This is a genomic window from Nitrospira marina (assembly GCF_059568365.1).
Map to the genome: position 1 here is coordinate 3,472,985 of NZ_JCANTH010000001.1, position 15,345 is coordinate 3,488,329.

13 protein-coding genes are annotated in these 15,345 nt (G+C 49.4%); all 13 read left to right on the forward strand.

Features of this window, described 5'->3' with window-relative positions:
- Positions 1-258 precede the first annotated feature (258 nt).
- The 13 genes from LX98_RS14825 (at position 259) to LX98_RS14885 (ending at position 15,154) form a co-directional block, all read left to right on the forward strand.
- On the forward strand, positions 259-465 hold the full coding sequence (locus LX98_RS14825; protein ID WP_312646678.1) for a helix-turn-helix domain-containing protein: 207 nt from the start codon (positions 259-261) through the stop codon (positions 463-465).
- 109 nt (positions 466-574) lie between these two features.
- A complete protein-coding gene (locus tag LX98_RS14830) occupies positions 575-886 on the forward strand; it encodes a hypothetical protein (protein ID WP_496429638.1) in 312 nt (103 codons plus the stop codon).
- A 613-nt stretch (positions 887-1,499) separates the two neighbouring features.
- Positions 1,500-2,009 (forward strand): hypothetical protein, encoded by a 510-nt coding sequence (locus tag LX98_RS14835; RefSeq protein ID WP_496429639.1) that lies wholly within the window; start codon positions 1,500-1,502, stop codon positions 2,007-2,009.
- Between the two features lie 490 nt (positions 2,010-2,499).
- Positions 2,500-2,688, forward strand: coding sequence for a hypothetical protein (locus tag LX98_RS14840; RefSeq protein ID WP_496429640.1), 189 nt, complete (start codon positions 2,500-2,502; stop codon positions 2,686-2,688).
- 505 nt (positions 2,689-3,193) lie between these two features.
- The gene (locus LX98_RS14845) at positions 3,194-4,081 is read left to right on the forward strand and encodes a vitamin K epoxide reductase family protein (RefSeq protein WP_496429641.1); all 888 of its coding nucleotides are present in this window, start codon (positions 3,194-3,196) and stop codon (positions 4,079-4,081) included.
- A gap of 733 nt (positions 4,082-4,814) precedes the next feature.
- A complete protein-coding gene (locus LX98_RS14850) occupies positions 4,815-6,104 on the forward strand; it encodes an exo-alpha-sialidase (protein ID WP_496429642.1) in 1,290 nt (429 codons plus the stop codon).
- Positions 6,101-6,622 carry a redoxin domain-containing protein gene (locus tag LX98_RS14855; RefSeq protein ID WP_496429643.1) on the forward strand — a complete coding sequence of 174 codons (522 nt, stop codon included), beginning with the start codon at positions 6,101-6,103 and terminating at the stop codon, positions 6,620-6,622. The genes LX98_RS14850 and LX98_RS14855 overlap by 4 nt, the downstream gene beginning before the upstream one ends.
- 522 nt (positions 6,623-7,144) lie before the next feature.
- Positions 7,145-9,460, forward strand: a complete 2,316-nt coding sequence (locus LX98_RS14860) for a TonB-dependent receptor domain-containing protein (RefSeq protein ID WP_496429644.1) — start codon at positions 7,145-7,147, stop codon at positions 9,458-9,460.
- Between the two features lie 851 nt (positions 9,461-10,311).
- Positions 10,312-10,809 carry a hypothetical protein gene (locus LX98_RS14865; protein WP_496429645.1) on the forward strand — a complete coding sequence of 166 codons (498 nt, stop codon included), beginning with the start codon at positions 10,312-10,314 and terminating at the stop codon, positions 10,807-10,809.
- Between the two features lie 346 nt (positions 10,810-11,155).
- On the forward strand, positions 11,156-12,169 hold the full coding sequence (locus LX98_RS14870; RefSeq protein WP_496429646.1) for a tetratricopeptide repeat protein: 1,014 nt from the start codon (positions 11,156-11,158) through the stop codon (positions 12,167-12,169).
- A 482-nt stretch (positions 12,170-12,651) separates the two neighbouring features.
- Positions 12,652-13,971: a VWA domain-containing protein gene (locus LX98_RS14875; RefSeq protein ID WP_496429647.1), complete on the forward strand. Its 1,320-nt coding sequence runs from the start codon at positions 12,652-12,654 to the stop codon at positions 13,969-13,971.
- Between the two features lie 77 nt (positions 13,972-14,048).
- Positions 14,049-14,582 carry a TadE/TadG family type IV pilus assembly protein gene (locus LX98_RS14880; RefSeq protein WP_496429648.1) on the forward strand — a complete coding sequence of 178 codons (534 nt, stop codon included), beginning with the start codon at positions 14,049-14,051 and terminating at the stop codon, positions 14,580-14,582.
- Positions 14,579-15,154 (forward strand): TadE/TadG family type IV pilus assembly protein, encoded by a 576-nt coding sequence (locus LX98_RS14885; RefSeq protein ID WP_496429649.1) that lies wholly within the window; start codon positions 14,579-14,581, stop codon positions 15,152-15,154. The genes LX98_RS14880 and LX98_RS14885 overlap by 4 nt, the downstream gene beginning before the upstream one ends.
- The last annotated feature ends 191 nt before the right edge of the window (positions 15,155-15,345 follow it).

Genomic DNA, 15,345 nt, shown 5'->3' on the forward strand with positions numbered 1-15,345 from the left:
TTTTGATTCAAGGATAGATTGGGACTCTCAACCAATCCATCCCTGAACACTTATCTCAAGAGCAGCGTTTCGTCGTGAGCAGAATGGTTGATGCTTGCATGATCTCCATTCCCCATTAATTCAATGTCTGGCGCTCCAGAAGAAACCACGCTCAACCCGATTAAAACCATATCGTGCCGGACTCCTCTGTCAACAACCGGACACGATCACCTAACGTTAATCGTATGACACAGCATAAATGCTGCGGAAGGAGAACCCATGGACAAACAACTCTTGCGTGTCGGTGAAGCCGCTCAAACCTTAAATGTCAGCCGATGGACTATCTACCGATGGGTTGAAGAGGATCGCCTGAAGGCGACAAAAATTGGGAAAGGCAGCCTACGAATTTTTCGGGATTCTATTGATACGTTGATTCAACAAAATCGAAAAGATCATTGGGAGTTCGCTATTACGGAATGTCAATGAGCATGAAGTGAAATGTTGCATCGATGAGTACTCGTCCGTAGACACTCTGCAAAGGAACAGCTAGCCTGACGAGAGGTCATCGACATTGACGCTGAAGCCATAGACCACGATGCGGAAAACCACTCCCACACAGTCGCTTGCCGCGTTCATGCTCAGCATGTGCTTCCTGCTCGTAACCGGAGGCCTTGCCTATACGACTCCGCTCCACATACACCATGGTCATCATGATCAGCAGACTCATGGGAACAGTTGGTGTAGCTGGACGTGTCAAGCCGGGCAAGGCCTTCAGACGCTGTCAGCCGACATTCCCCGTACGTTTTCGCTGTTGGGCGTTCTTCCGCTCTTCAAACCAACCGCACCGGATTTCTTCCGCCATCACCATAGTTCTTCTCGTGCTCCTCCTCGTTTTCTCTCCGCCTAGATTTGTCGTCTGATCCATAACGGCTCCCTCATTGATGAAAGAGGAAGTTATCGGTTCTCGCATAGTCTCAATCCACTTGTGTGTCTCGAACAGACGCAGAGACCCGCTCATTTCTTCTATGGGACTGTTGAATATTTCTAATATTTGCCTTTTCAACAGCAGAGCATTGACATAAACCCACATAGGAAAAATAAGGGAGTGTTCAAAAAAGCTCGTCCAATCCTGAGGCTTCTCGAAGGGAAGGCGCAGCCGCTTCGGCGAGCAGAGCGTACGAAGGAGTACGTGAGCACGACTAACGGCGAGAACGCCGTTGGTGGCATTTTTCAATACTCCCTCAATGCATTCTTTAGTGAAAAGGCAATGGAGGCACTCTCACATGTGGTATGGTTGCGTTATCTTTTCCCGACTCCCCTTCCGTTTCATACTATTGATCGTCCTTCTCATGGTCTGTACAGGCCACGGGTTCGCAAATGATCAGGACATACTTCCTCTTCGACTGGATCCACGCCCCTTCAGCCCGGCCCTCTGTCAAAGCAGCGGCCATGACAAATCCATCAGGATTCAAGTGGCATAATATCGAGATCTCGTCATTCGCCGGGTTCCCGGACAATTTGTGCCTTCTGAATCGGGTAAAGCCAGAATCAAACAGTATGTCCATTTCATCAAATTGCAGGATTTAAGCGATGGAGTCGTCAACCAAGGCGCGATTGCCTTTGATCGGAATTATGCCGTGATCTTTACGGCGGAGCATCCCCAAGGAGTAGCGCGGAGCAGATTTCTCACCTCACTTCCCGAACCACAACAAGGAATAGGGAACGCGGCTCTTAATACATTTTTGCACCTCCGTCAGGTTTTTTACGCGGCCATCGATTCCTGCCGTCCGTATCCACCAATTGTCGTATACGGTACGGACGAGGAAATTGACCGGATTGAAGCGGCCAGGAGGACATTCGCCCAGCGGGTCCATCAATTCAATAGTGATCCCACGGCATCGTTTGCATTCACCTGGTATGAAACCGGTATGGCCGATGGATTTATCGATCCCGATGCGGGAATGGGCACAAACGTCAGCTATCAGGCGATGAATCCATTAAACTTTTATGTGTCTTCGGAATATCCCTAACCCAAAAAATTCTGGGAATAAAGGCGGTATACAATATGGACCATCTCGCTGTAGCAACAGACAGTACCCATCTGTAGACGGGCTGTAGGGTCCATCGTATGCTGGAGCCACCGTATCAACGTTCTGAATATGACTTGTCACAATGTGTCGGTTCCGTCCACCGGACGAGATATCAAAAAAGAAGGGAAAGAAACATGGAGAGAATGAGTATCACGTTTCTGGCTTTAGTGGTTCTAGGGTGAGCATCCACCACCATGCCAATTGCGGCCCAATCCGGCTCCACACCGAAAGTCGGCGAATAAGTCTTTCCCGCCGACTACAAATCCTATGCCGCATTTCTCCACGGGATTTAAAAACCGGACGCCGTCCGCGACCTCTATATCAACCCCACAGGGGCAAGCGCAGAAGCGGGCCAACCGTTTGCCAATGGCAGCATCCTTATCATGAAAGTCTATAACGCCAAGAAAATGCCTAAGGGACACTCGAAAAAGTGGCGGATGGAAATCTGGTGAAGCCGGATGCAGCCAGGGTCTCTGTCATTCAAGAAGAAGCAGGCTGGGGAAAAGGCGCACCGGAGAATGTAAAAAGCGGCGACTGGATTTACGCAGCGTTCAAGGTGAATGACGAACGTGTGGAGGTCAATTATACGACCTGCCGGGGGTGTCATTTACCCCTGTGAGCATCCAAAGACTTTGTGCACCGGTATGATGAATATTTGAGAAACGAGTTCAGGCGGCTCATTAGCCAAGCCCGTTCATCGTTTCCTGGTTAGGGGCAGAACGAATCGGCGTAGAACATCCAGGGACGGACCGGCCTCCAACCTTGGACGAGTAGGGTGAAGGTGGTTTGCGCGCCTGCAGCCTCCTAGGCCTTCACCCTACTTCTATGCGCACCCCACCTCTTCCTTCCTCAACACAGTTCAACAGCGCCCAAATACATTTCCCGGCACATAGTTTCGGCGTAGGGCCTCAAGATTCCTAAGAGACCTCAAAATCCCTCTCTTACGTCGGGCCTTGAAGCAACAAGCCGTTTGGAGTTTTGATTCTGTGATCAGCAATACATCGGGAGGAATACCGGCCTGACATGACCTTGGCAAAAGTCTCCGCTACGGTCGGGAGTATTTGATACATAGTCGGGATTTCAATGGCAAGAAGCCCATGATACACTCGATCGCAAGGCACACAATGGCAAAATCCAAACGACAGTCACAATCAGTCGGCCCTGACACAGCAAGAAAGCCATCTAACACTCCGTCTTCCATGTTCTCAGGTTCGAAAACCCTCCTCGACCTTCTCATCATTATTCTGGCCGGTGCCGGACTAATATTAACCGCTTACCTGACCTATACAGCCTCGTTCGAGGTTCATCCGGCATTTTGCAGCGAGGGCTCGGGCTGCGACATTGTGCAGAGCAGCCGATGGGCCACCTTTCTGGGAATCCCCATGGCCTTGTGGGGCTTCGTGACCTATGTGGTGATTGCGGGGCTCGCCTGGTCCGGCCTTGGCAAATCCGGTAGCGGATCGGTTTTGATTTACGTGGCTATGAGTGGATTCGCGGTCAGCGCCTACTTGACCATCATCTCGGTCGTGGAGATCGAAGCCACCTGTCCATATTGCCTGACTTCATTTGCCATCATCACGACAATCCTTGGTCTGGCTCTCACTCGACGGCCTCCCGATTGGACGAAATCACTGAAAGAGGCAGCCGTGATCGGCCTTGTCATCGTCGGCGGACTTCATTTGCATTATAGCGGGGTGTTCGACGCAGCCGCCGGCCCGGAAGATCCCCAACTTCAAGCCTTAGCCATCCACCTCAATGAAACCGGTGCCAAGTTTTACGGTGCCTATTGGTGCCCACGCTGCCAGGAACAAAAAGCAGAATTTCTTTCGTCCGCCAAACGGCTTCCTTACGTGGAATGTAGTTCTGGAGGACGAGGAAGCGCTCTCACTGCTCCCTGCGTCAAGGCTGATATTAAAAGCTACCCCACGTGGATCATCGGTGAACGCCGGTTAACCGGCCTCAAGACCCCGCAAGAATTGGCACGGGCCTCCGGATTCGATTGGCAGGAATAGAAGGGCCAGCCGCGCCTTTCAGAAACCCAGAAACCCCATGGTTTCCCCTATTTGTTCCCTTCCTGCCTCCACTCATTCCAGAACTCCGGTAGAGGATTGAAAAACCGCACCGGGCAGGGAAGTGTGATCTCCACGCATACGGCCATTGAACCGCCTCAATGTAGCAAGCATCGGCACACGTCGGTAGATCAGAAGTCGTAAGCCGGGTATATCTGTTTTTGTTGCTGTAAGATTATTGCACTCTTCCAGCATCAATCGGAGCGGCGTGACTCATCCCTGACCCACCCCGCTCCATCTCAGGGTGAAGGCATTTGGACATGCAACCTCCTTGGCCTTCACCCTGACTTTTTATTCCAAAATTCATAATTGGATTTTCTATTTATTCTCCCCATGAGGCTCGATCTCTTGGGCAATCATTTTTCCTGGCATCCATAGTGCTTATTGAAAAACCTGTCATTCGCCGGGTTCCTCTACTTCCCAATAGGCTGGGGCTTGAGAAATAAGTTTGAAGTACATCACTCAGTGATTTTTCCAGAAATGTTATTTGAATGGTTCGAATTATTTCATTTAACAAAAAGACTGTAGTATCGATATGCATCCGGTGCGGTTATGACGCAAACTCCACATCCTTAAAGTAGCGTAGGCTTTCACCCTTCTGGTAAAAATACACACTCTCACATTTAGGAATTATGAACGTTATTCTTCCTACATTCGAATATTCCTGGAGGCACCCATGATAAAACCTGTACTTTTTGGAGCCATTTCTCTAGTCCTCTCGATGGGCCTGGGAGGTGAAATATCCGAAGTCCTCGGGACGGAACCATCTGCTTCGATGGTTCAGGCCGGGGCTAAACACATCATCGACCATCAAGGCATGCAAACCACCGGCCCAGCCGCCCAACTGGATAAAGACGGGACCCTTCACCTCACCTGGGGCGGAGAAAAGCAGGAAGATCGAGGAGTCTTTTATCTCAAGGTCCCACCTCAACAAGAACATTACCCAAAACCCATCAGAGTCAATCCATCCAGCCCCCCCGCCACCTCCCTCCACGAACCACCGGCCTTGGCATTAGGCCTCAACAACGATGTGTACATCACCTGGACAACACCTCACCCCAATGCCGGCGGTAAATTATTTACCAATCTTCTTCTCCTGAGCCGGTCACTTGATGGGGGGGAAACCTTTCTTCCTCCTGTTCGAGTCAACGACGATGAAGCCGTCACCGGCCATTCCTTTGATCATTTGACCGTCAGTCCCAATGGTTCCGTCCATATCTCCTGGCTTGATGCCCGGGAAGGGAAGAAAGATCCGGCCACCTACACGGTCTTTTCCCAAGACCAGGGCAAAACCCTTTCACCAAACCTGAAAATTGACGAGTCCAGTTGTGTCTGTTGCCGGACCCATATGACTACTGCCTCTGATGGCACCGTCTATCTGGCCTGGCGCAAGGTCTTGGCCGGTGGGGTCAGGGAAACCGTCGTGTCTCGATCCACCGATAACGGGAAATCTTTTTCTCCCCCGGTCATCGTGGGCAATGATCAATGGGTCTACGAGGGCTGTCCCCATCGTCCCGCCACCATGGGAGTCGATCAGCAAGGGCGCCTCTATGTCACCTGGTATACGGAAGGCCCTGATGATACTCCCGGTGTGTATCTAGCCTATTCCGATGATCAGGGGAAAACCTTCACGCCTCGACGTGCGTTGAACATGTCCAAAGGGACGTTTCCGGATCATCCTCAACTGGCGGTGAATCGAGAAGGCCATCTACTCGTATCCTGGGAGGAGCAATCCCCGGTGCGGCGGGAAATTGTGTTCACCTATTCCCTCGATCGGGGACAGACATTTAGTCCCCCGAAAAAGTTGAATGAGAAAAAAGCCAAGAGTCCGGCCGTGGCATTAAATGACCAGGGACAAGCCGTCATTGCCTGGTCGGAGCAAGTGGTTTTCCCGGGTTGGAGTACAGTAATCCAGCCTCTTTCTTTTCCCACCTCGCGGACGGCTCAGTTACACCCAAAACCATGACACCGCTTTCTCTGCTGGCTTCGGGAGACCTGGGAATGCGCCTGGCTTTGGGAAACACCTCTTCTACCCCGTCAATTCTCAGCCGATTCGATATCGCCCCAACCCTTCCTCCATTCCAGCTCCGCACCCTGCAGGGCACATCTATTCATTCGAATGAATTGGAAGGACGAGTCCTCCTCTTGAATTTTTGGGCCACCTGGTGTGGCCCTTGTAAGGAAGAAATGCCCTCGCTAGAACGTCTTCGTCAAAAATTCCCTTCAGACCAATTGTCCCTACTGGCGGTTACCACCGATATTCGTCCACGAAAAATCAAAGTTTTTTGGCAGGAACTCAGTTTACATTTCGATGTCCTCTTGGATGAACAGGAAGAACTTTCTCAAGCGTTCATGGTCAGAAATCTCCCCACAACGGTGATTGTGGATACTCACGGATATCTTAGCCAACGAATCATGGAGCCCAGAGAATGGGATAGCCCTGAATCCCTCGCGTACATCCACAACCTTCTCTACCCGAAGTAAATGCACCAGCGGCTTCAACCGATTGCTCTCCTGACATCAAGCCTGTTTCTCGCCATGCTTCTGGCATCCACGGCCTGCATGGCCGTGCAGGACCTCCCTCATGACCCTCGGGAATCCCATCACAGCAATACGAAACCTCTGCATGGGGTTTTCTGCAACTGGGCTTGTCACATCGGAAAGCTTTCGTCAACTTCTCTAACTACCTCTCCATCGTGGCAGTCGCCATTCCAGGAATTGGGCGCCGTGCTTTCTCTCCATTCCCTGTCCGGTTCACTCCCTTTTCTTTTGAGTAAATCTGCCAGAGCTCCCCCACACATCCTCTTGTCCTTTTTCTCTTAAAGATTCTTAAGGCTCCGTTGTGAGTTGCGGGAGATTCACGCCTCCTTCCCCATACTCATAAATCCTAACCTGGGTCTCACACGAAAATTCCTTCAGTGAGCCTGATTCTTAGTTGCTGGCCACATGCATAGCCGGTTGGCTCATGCGTGTTCTATTTATCTTTTTTTGTAAGGAGATTATCTCGTGAAACAGTTTCTTCCTGTCTGTTCGCGGAAGTGGTTTTGGCATTCCTTCGTAATAATCTTGAGCCTTCCTCAAATTCTTAGCGTCTCTTCTACCACGTTCGCTGCATCAGGCGACCTCTCTGCGGTGACCCAAGAATCCCTTCTGCAGGAACAACAGGAGTTGGAGGGAGAACTAGATCACGTCAACAGCAGGCTCGAAGAAATCAGGAGACAACTTAGAGAAGTACACGAAATACCTGCCTCCCAACAAACCGATGAACAACGCCAGAAACAGGCGACCCTCCAGGAGGAGGAAGTGGTGACACTAGAAGAGATGAGTATTGTCAGCACCCGGATTTTAAAACGTCCTGAAGGCTTGACACTATCCTCCACCCCTCAATCGGAAACCGAATCCCAACCGACCCGAACGATGAAAGAATCCATGGAATCTCTTCCCGGCGTGGTACTCCGCCAGGCTAATGGACCCAGGGACTTCAGTATTTCCATTCGAGGATCCGGAATTAAAACAGCCTTCGCCATCCGGGATATCAAAGTCTATGAAGATGGCTTTCAGCAAACACAGTCGGACGGATTGTCACGACTCGATATCCAGGACCCGTGGTTTATGAGATCGACCGAAGTGATCCGTGGAGCGGCTTCCTCACTGTATGACAATTATGCTTTAGGCGGAATGGTGCATTTTAAAACTCGACGGGGCAGTGACATCAATGGAGTCGAGGGGTTTTTTGCCGGAGGATCATACGGATATAACAAACAGGCGGGCGCGTTCGGCCAACACTGGAAAAATCTTGATGTATCGTTATTTGCCAGTAACGCCGCTGAAAACGGATTTATTGATCATAGTGGATATAACACCCAAACGTTAAATTTGAATTTCCGCTTCACCATTGACGAAAAACAGAGCCTGTACGTCAAAGCCATCACAAACTGGTTGGATACGAAGGTGCCTACCCGGCTTACCAAGAGCCAATTTAACGCAAACGATCGACAGGCCGGAACTGGAACGAAAGCAAGGGATCAATCTCGGCTCGACCGCCGCACCATTATCGGATTAATGTATGAACGGCAGTTGACACCCAACCTCATCTTGACGGCAGAAGGGGATTATGACGTCAAGGATATTAACCAGTATTTCAATCAAATCTTTGATAATGTGAATACCAATTGGAAACATTATACCGATTTGCGCCATACCGGCCACATCTCAGGCATGCCGCTGAACAGCTATCTCGGGTTCTTCATCAACAATATGGAACAGGAGGGGCAGACCTTCCAAAATTTGGATGACGGCCAAGGCACGCGTGGCACGTTGATCCAGAATAACCGCGGAACCATTCGAAATATCGGGGGACGATTCCGAGAAGAGCTCACATTCTTACCGAATTGGACCGTCGCCGCGGGTCTGGGATTTGAACAGTCCATCGTGAGCATCCAGACCATAAACTATACCAATGGGGTGGTCTCCAGCCGTCCCTCCACCACCAAGACCTACTACAATTGGGCTCCTGAAATGTCCCTGACGTGGAAACCCAGAGCAGGCTATCGGCATTGGATCAGGGGGTCCACCGGATATGGCATCCCGCAATTCAGCAATTTAACCCGCAATCCTCTCACGGGTCTTCCGGGCTCCAATTTTGACTTGAAGCCCCAAAAAAATGTGAACGTGGAATTAGGTCACGAAGCCCAGCTACACAATACCTTCAATATGCAACTTGTGGGATTCTGGATTTTCTTTCGCGATGAAATTATTTCGCAAAACATTTCAGGTACGAACACGGCCTCCGTCAATGCCGACTCTTCGGAGTATCGGGGTGTCGAGGTCTCCGCAGATTGGAGACCGATACCCGGTTGGCAATTTCACGCTGCGTACACCCACATTGATGCCAAGTACATCAACTTCACGGACCGGTATCTGGTGAATGGCGTGGTCACCGACGTCAAACAGGACGGCAATGACGTCCCCAACGTCCCTTCGGATGTCCTCAACATGAAGGTCATGTATGATGATGCGAAAAACGATTGGGGAGCCTGGGTCGAGTCTAATTATTACAATAGTTATTTCCTGAACAATGGCAATACCGTGGGAATTCCTTCCTACTGGATTCTAAACGTCAATCTTCACAAGACCTTTACTTTCAACAATGATTGGATTCGCTTCGCCAAGTTCTTTTTCGAAGTGAACAACATTGCGGACAAAACCTACGCGGCGTCCGGTCAAGTCGTATCGGACGCGACACCCGATGCCGACAAGCAACTGTTTTTTGCCGGATATGGCCGCTCCTTCTACGGAGGTGTGACAATCGGAGTATTCTAGTTATTCAATGGTTATTTTTTCAGATGGCAGGTCATGGGTGAGGGAGGCCGGAGTGCTCCCTCCCCTGGCAGATCGAAACCCGATTGGCCTACAGCCAACAAGTAGGGAAGACTTGATCAGATGGAACCAGGAATCGCCGACCTCACCCCCTTCATCTTGATTTTCGACCCAAAAAAGGCGGGTCCTTGGATAGGACCCGCCTTTTTCACATCTGAAATTGAAAGAGATTTAATGGCTCTATTGAAGATACTTCAAAGCTTCCTGACTATGCTCGCCCGCGACCTCGCCGTGCCCCTGTTTCCCTGGTCCACCGCTTCGCCGAGAAGACTAATGCCCTTACCAACATGAGCATTGCTACCTCCTGTTTTTGCCACATTATCGTCGCTCTGACGCATTGACGATTGCCCCTACCTAACATTGTCAGGCTGGATATTTCTTCAGGGTTTTACATTTCTCTAGGATCCCCGACAAATTTCCCTGAACACATTGGACAATGTGGTGCAAACATGAGCAAGGATCTGTAGACGACTTTCCTGACTATTTCTATACTCTCCTCAGGTCAGACAGCTGTTTATATTTTTCAGATATGACCTGACCCATAAGGAAATCCTGACGAAGGCTATAGTGCGTTGCTCTTTTGGATGGAAGGTGCGATAGGGAACCCTGACCCCCTTGAAACCTTCTTCCTTCTGTGGAGAAAAATCGGGATGAAGCCTGGTATCGCCTACCTCTGCTTTTCATCCCGGTCTTCACGGAACTTGAAACCAGTACACGAAAGCATGAGATACAGGCCGACACATGAGTCGACTGACGTGATTTTCTATCACCATTTGGTTACCAAAGGAGGATTGATGATGCGTGGCTCTGTCATTTTTTCAGGGTGTCTTTTGTTCGGTCTCTTGTGTGCCGGATCACCCGTGTTAGCGCTTCAATCGGGTGGCGTTGAAATCGGTGATCTCGAAACAGGCTCTGTGACGGGACAACCCTTTAAGCGTCTTGATGTAGATCTCGCCTTTACCGCGATGCAGATTGCTGGGAAAAATGCCTGGTACCCCCCGACGGCTATTCTTAGCCTTGTTGCAGGTGGAACCGGAGGACGAGCCGGACGACCGGTATTATTTCAAGTGACCAATACACTGACGACAGATTATACGTTTCATCTTTCAGCTGATTCGGCAATGGCCGGACCAACATCCTTAAATACCTCCCTGGTTTTAAAACCAGGAGAAACTAAGTATATTGGAATTCCGACAAGCGATCTGACCTATATTACCGCAAACAATTTATTAATCTATGGCAATCCAGCAGACAAGAATGGCCTTTCCGGGCAATTATTGGTTATCCGATAAGACCGCAGGGAACCGACAACTGATGCAGGAGATAAGCCCTTCCTTCCTGGTGCAAGCCAGGGCTTATCTCCATGAGTGACAGAAGGTGGTCGCACGTCAAAAGAAGAAATCTCTCCCCATCGAACCTATCTATCGGAAGGACAATACCCCCTGGCTTTGAGGCTTACTTTTCTATCCCACTGATTCACATTCTGGCAAATCAGAAGGCAATGCGATACAATTTTTAATCTTAGTTTTTCTGAATCTGCCCGATTGAAAACACTTCGACGGAAAGAGGATCTCCATGGGCCATCGGAGTCATGGCATTCCACCCCGCGCTAACTCGCAAAGTATAAAGTGGCAGAGAATGTTCCTATGCCTTATATTTCTCTGTCCCTTACCAGCGTTCGGGCACCAGGCCGGAAATTTTTATCGTGACGCCCTTGCAGCCATTGAAAAGCAGAATTTCAAGACCGCCCAATCATTACTCGAACAGGCCATCCAGGAATTCCCGGGTTTTCCCGATGCCCATCATTTGTATGGTTTGGTGAAGTTTCAACTCACCCAGCAGCCGGAACAAGCGATTTCCTCCCTCCAGGAGGCCATCCGCCTGAACCCGAACCTAGCTCAAGCGCAGTATGATTTGGCGTTACTCTTTATCAAGCAAGATCATATGGAGGAAGCTCAAAAAGCCGTTCAGCAGGCACTCGCTATCTATCCACGTTTTTGGGAGGCTCGGCTCACACTCGCTAAACTCTTGGATAAGCAGGCACTCACGAATCAGGCTATCCAGGAATACCAGGCAGTTCTCACTCAACAACCTTACCAGGAAGAAGCGCTGTATCATCTGGCTACTCGGTTTATGCAAGCTCAAGATTACGACCAAGCACAGCTCCACCTTACCCAATTGACAGAACACCACCCACACAGGACAGATGGATGGTTATTGCTTGGCCGGATTGCAGAGCGGCAAAATCAACCCTCACTGGCCTTAAATGCTTACCAACAAGTCGTTCAAATCAATCCGGAACTATCGGAAGCTCACTACAATCTTGGATTTCTTTACCAACAACATGGAAATCTATCAAAAGCGATTGAGCATTTCCGACGCGTCAGTGAACTCAGGCCTCAGGATGCCGAGGCCTTTCTCAATCTTGGAGTCCTGTTCGCAGGAAATCATCAATTCGTGGAGGCAGAACAAGCATATCAAGCAGGAATCGCCTTGCAACCGAATTCCCTGGAGGGCCATTTCAATCTTGGCGCCTTTTACGAGTTTCACAGGAAGGATCTTTCTCAAGCACAAATCCACTACAGGAAATACCTTGATCTTGGCGGAACGGACACCCGAATCCAACAATTGCTTAACCAACTTAAGCAATAGATTATCCCTCTACGTTCAAAAATTCCTCGAATTCCTCTTTAAGACCTCTCCTGCCAAACAGCCTGTTATCCACTCCATTATCTTCGTTTTCCCAAATTCTTCCTCCTTAGGCTCACGGTCTTCGTTCGTTAATACTTACAAATCTTCAAGGCTCATTCAAGGCTGACTCCTCTCCTCCATCCATACACCTGATTCACCTCCCGAAACCCGATGACCACAATTGGCCTTGAACAAGGGGCAGGAAACCAACGTTTTTGTCCACAAGACCTGTTTGCAATATTCGAAAAGTACTTTCATCCAAGCACAACTAAACACAAAATGTGAAAAACTAGCCATTTGGACAGTATTTCCATTTGGCAAGTTTTTCAAGATTCAGTCGATATTTTCCTACCAAAGAACCTCCGCGTTGAATAATTGAGAAATGAATAATTGGTGTGAGGTTTGCGAGGTTATTGATCCTTTTATCCAGGGAGACATGGAAGATGGGACGCAATTCAATCAAAAGGATACAGAATCCGTTACGAAACCAACACGGTGCCTATATCCTGATTACAGGCATCACTGTCGTGGCTCTGTTTGGGTTTGCAGCCCTGGGGATTGAAGTTGGACGGTGGTATGCCATCCAGGGAGAAATGAGTAAAGCGATCGATGGGGCTGCCTTTGCGGGAGCCAAGAATGTGAACAATCCCAACATTACGGACCTACACGGGTTTGTCGAACAAGTGGCTCAAGCCAACTTTCCTTCAGGACTGTTAGGGACGGACACACCAACGTTCCTGGTTTCCGACGACGGAAATGGAAAAGTGACCGTCCAAGGCGCCACAAATTCCATCAATTCACTCTCGAGAGTCGTTAAGGGAAGCCACCACACGACCGCTATCGCGGCAGACGGATCCGCAAAACTTCGTAACGCGGAAATTGCCTTAGTTCTTGACGTGTCGGGGTCAATGGGAGGCAGCCCTATCAACGATCTGAAAGATGGGGCCAAGAGCTTTGTGGAAAACTTCACCGATCAACAAGCTGACAATAGATTTGCATTATTGACCTTTGCCACAGGGGTCCAAAATCCATTCCCTATGGATCATGGGTATGTCTCTCCCATGACGTCATCCATTAACGGATTGAGTGCCGGTGGGGGAACCAATGCCGAAGATGCGTTAGCCCAAGCCCTGACCCTTCCTTGGTCCGATCAATCCGGGGTCCCCGCAAATGAACGCACCAAACAAGTTGTCATTTTTTTCTCGGATGGAAATCCATCAGCCTTCCGAGGCCAGTTTAAACATGAAGGGGTGACCTATGATGGAGTGGCGGCTTTGGACGGAGGCTATGCCAGTGTTTATAGTTTTATGGGATATCCTAACCCTCAGGCTTCCTACAATAGTTCATTTTATATCAATTTTACCGGGGATGGGAAAAAAACAGGAACATCTTGTCCCCGGAAAAAAATTGGTGGCGTATGGTATTACTCGGTCAAATGGGACATTTTCCAGGATAGCACATATGGATTGAATAGCTTCGGCCCAACTTACGGGATGGATTCTGAACACTGTTCTATGAACAATCCCACCCCCCTGGGAGATTATGTGAACTACCTGGTTCGTCAAATGGCCATAGACAACGCACAGGCCATCAAAAACAACGGAATCGAAATCTATACCATCGGCTTGGGGAATATAGACCAAAACTTCCTGAGTGCTCTCTCCAGTGGGCCAAAGTTTGTTTATTACACCCCTGATTCATCAGAACTTGAAGGAATTTTTCAACAAATTGCCAATATTCTCAAACTCGTCCTTATTAGTTAGGGAACCACGATGCCACACGATTGCCAACACAACACACGTGACAGGGATGGTGGGTCCACATGCAGGAGGGTTCCCCTATGAACAGCTTGATCAGGTCCTTTCGGAAATTGCTGTCTCCATGCCAGACCGAAACGGGAATCTCGGCGGTAGAAGTGGGAGCGACCATGCTGGTGTTTCTCACCGCTCTCTTCGCCGTAGCGGAAATGGGTTGGTTTTTTGTACATCAGAACACGCTCACGTCTGCAGTGCGAGAGGGCATTCGTATTGGAACCGTTGGCGCAACTTCAGTCGATGGCGATGGGAATGCCTTATCACGGGAAAATTCAATTAAACAAGCGATTCAACAAAGTGCCTCAGCAGTCATGGACATTGACCCGTCAGATATTTTCATTTTTCCCGTCGATGCCGATTGGACCGATCCTGATGATCCAGCCGTTGTTGGAACAGCAAGTGCCGGGGGTGCCGGAGCCTTTATGCGAGTCCGGGTGAATTTCACCCATCAATTTTTCACACAATTGATCGGTGGATTATTTGGACCAGGCGATACCATTGTCATTTCGTCCGAAGGGACCTACCGCAATGAAAATTTCATATTAGGAGGCGGCGCATGATGGCATCATTGTTACAGACAGGGCGGAATGAACGGGGAACCGCTTCCATTGAACTTGCCTTTTCCCTCATGATTTTCCTCGTCGTCGCGTTTGGCATCGTCGAATATGGAAGCATCATCAACGAACGCAATGCTCTCACACAACTAGCCAGAGAGGGCGCAAGCTTAGCCTCACGAAACTTGACGACCAATCAGAACATGATGGACCTTCTCGGCTCCACCGACAATGCACTGGACTTTAAAAATCAACCATCCAAATATCATATCTATTTAGCCCAAATCACCGCCGGGACGGCCGCAAACAATAACCCATCCTGTGCGGTCGTTGAGCAAGGGGGCTTTAACGGAGCCGGGGTTACACCTCCAGCGCTTCCAAATTGTGATTTACCCCAAAACCTTTATGACTATTTGGTGTATGTTCCCGGTACCGGTGCAACCGTAGAACAATTTACTGTTGTAAAAGTCTATTATGAGCATGACCCAATGACCCCTGTCGGGGCATTAGCTGCTCAATTTGGATGGGGAAGCAACCTGGGAAATAGTGTGACATTATTTAGCCGGGCAATTTTTTAATCTATGCCGTCAGGTGTCTGTTCAGGAACATTCTTTCGCACCCTTTTCCGTCCTTCCTCTCATGCCTTCCACCGCTGGAATGGGAATCCCTAAAACATTGAAATCTTACCGTTCAAATCTTTAGGAAGGTCTGAAAGATTGCAGGTTTTGCAACCCTGCACAAGCCAGCCAAACACTCCCTAAATTGACTA

Coding starts and splice junctions, on each gene's coding strand:
- LX98_RS14825 (WP_312646678.1), top strand. CDS start 259: ATGGACAAACAACTCTTGCGTGTCGGTGAAGCCGCTCAAACCTTAAAT.
- LX98_RS14830 (WP_496429638.1), top strand. CDS start 575: ATGCGGAAAACCACTCCCACACAGTCGCTTGCCGCGTTCATGCTCAGC.
- LX98_RS14845 (WP_496429641.1), top strand. CDS start 3,194: ATGGCAAAATCCAAACGACAGTCACAATCAGTCGGCCCTGACACAGCA.
- LX98_RS14850 (WP_496429642.1), top strand. CDS start 4,815: ATGATAAAACCTGTACTTTTTGGAGCCATTTCTCTAGTCCTCTCGATG.
- LX98_RS14855 (WP_496429643.1), top strand. CDS start 6,101: ATGACACCGCTTTCTCTGCTGGCTTCGGGAGACCTGGGAATGCGCCTG.
- LX98_RS14865 (WP_496429645.1), top strand. CDS start 10,312: ATGATGCGTGGCTCTGTCATTTTTTCAGGGTGTCTTTTGTTCGGTCTC.
- LX98_RS14870 (WP_496429646.1), top strand. CDS start 11,156: ATGTTCCTATGCCTTATATTTCTCTGTCCCTTACCAGCGTTCGGGCAC.
- LX98_RS14875 (WP_496429647.1), top strand. CDS start 12,652: ATGGGACGCAATTCAATCAAAAGGATACAGAATCCGTTACGAAACCAA.
- LX98_RS14880 (WP_496429648.1), top strand. CDS start 14,049: ATGAACAGCTTGATCAGGTCCTTTCGGAAATTGCTGTCTCCATGCCAG.
- LX98_RS14885 (WP_496429649.1), top strand. CDS start 14,579: ATGATGGCATCATTGTTACAGACAGGGCGGAATGAACGGGGAACCGCT.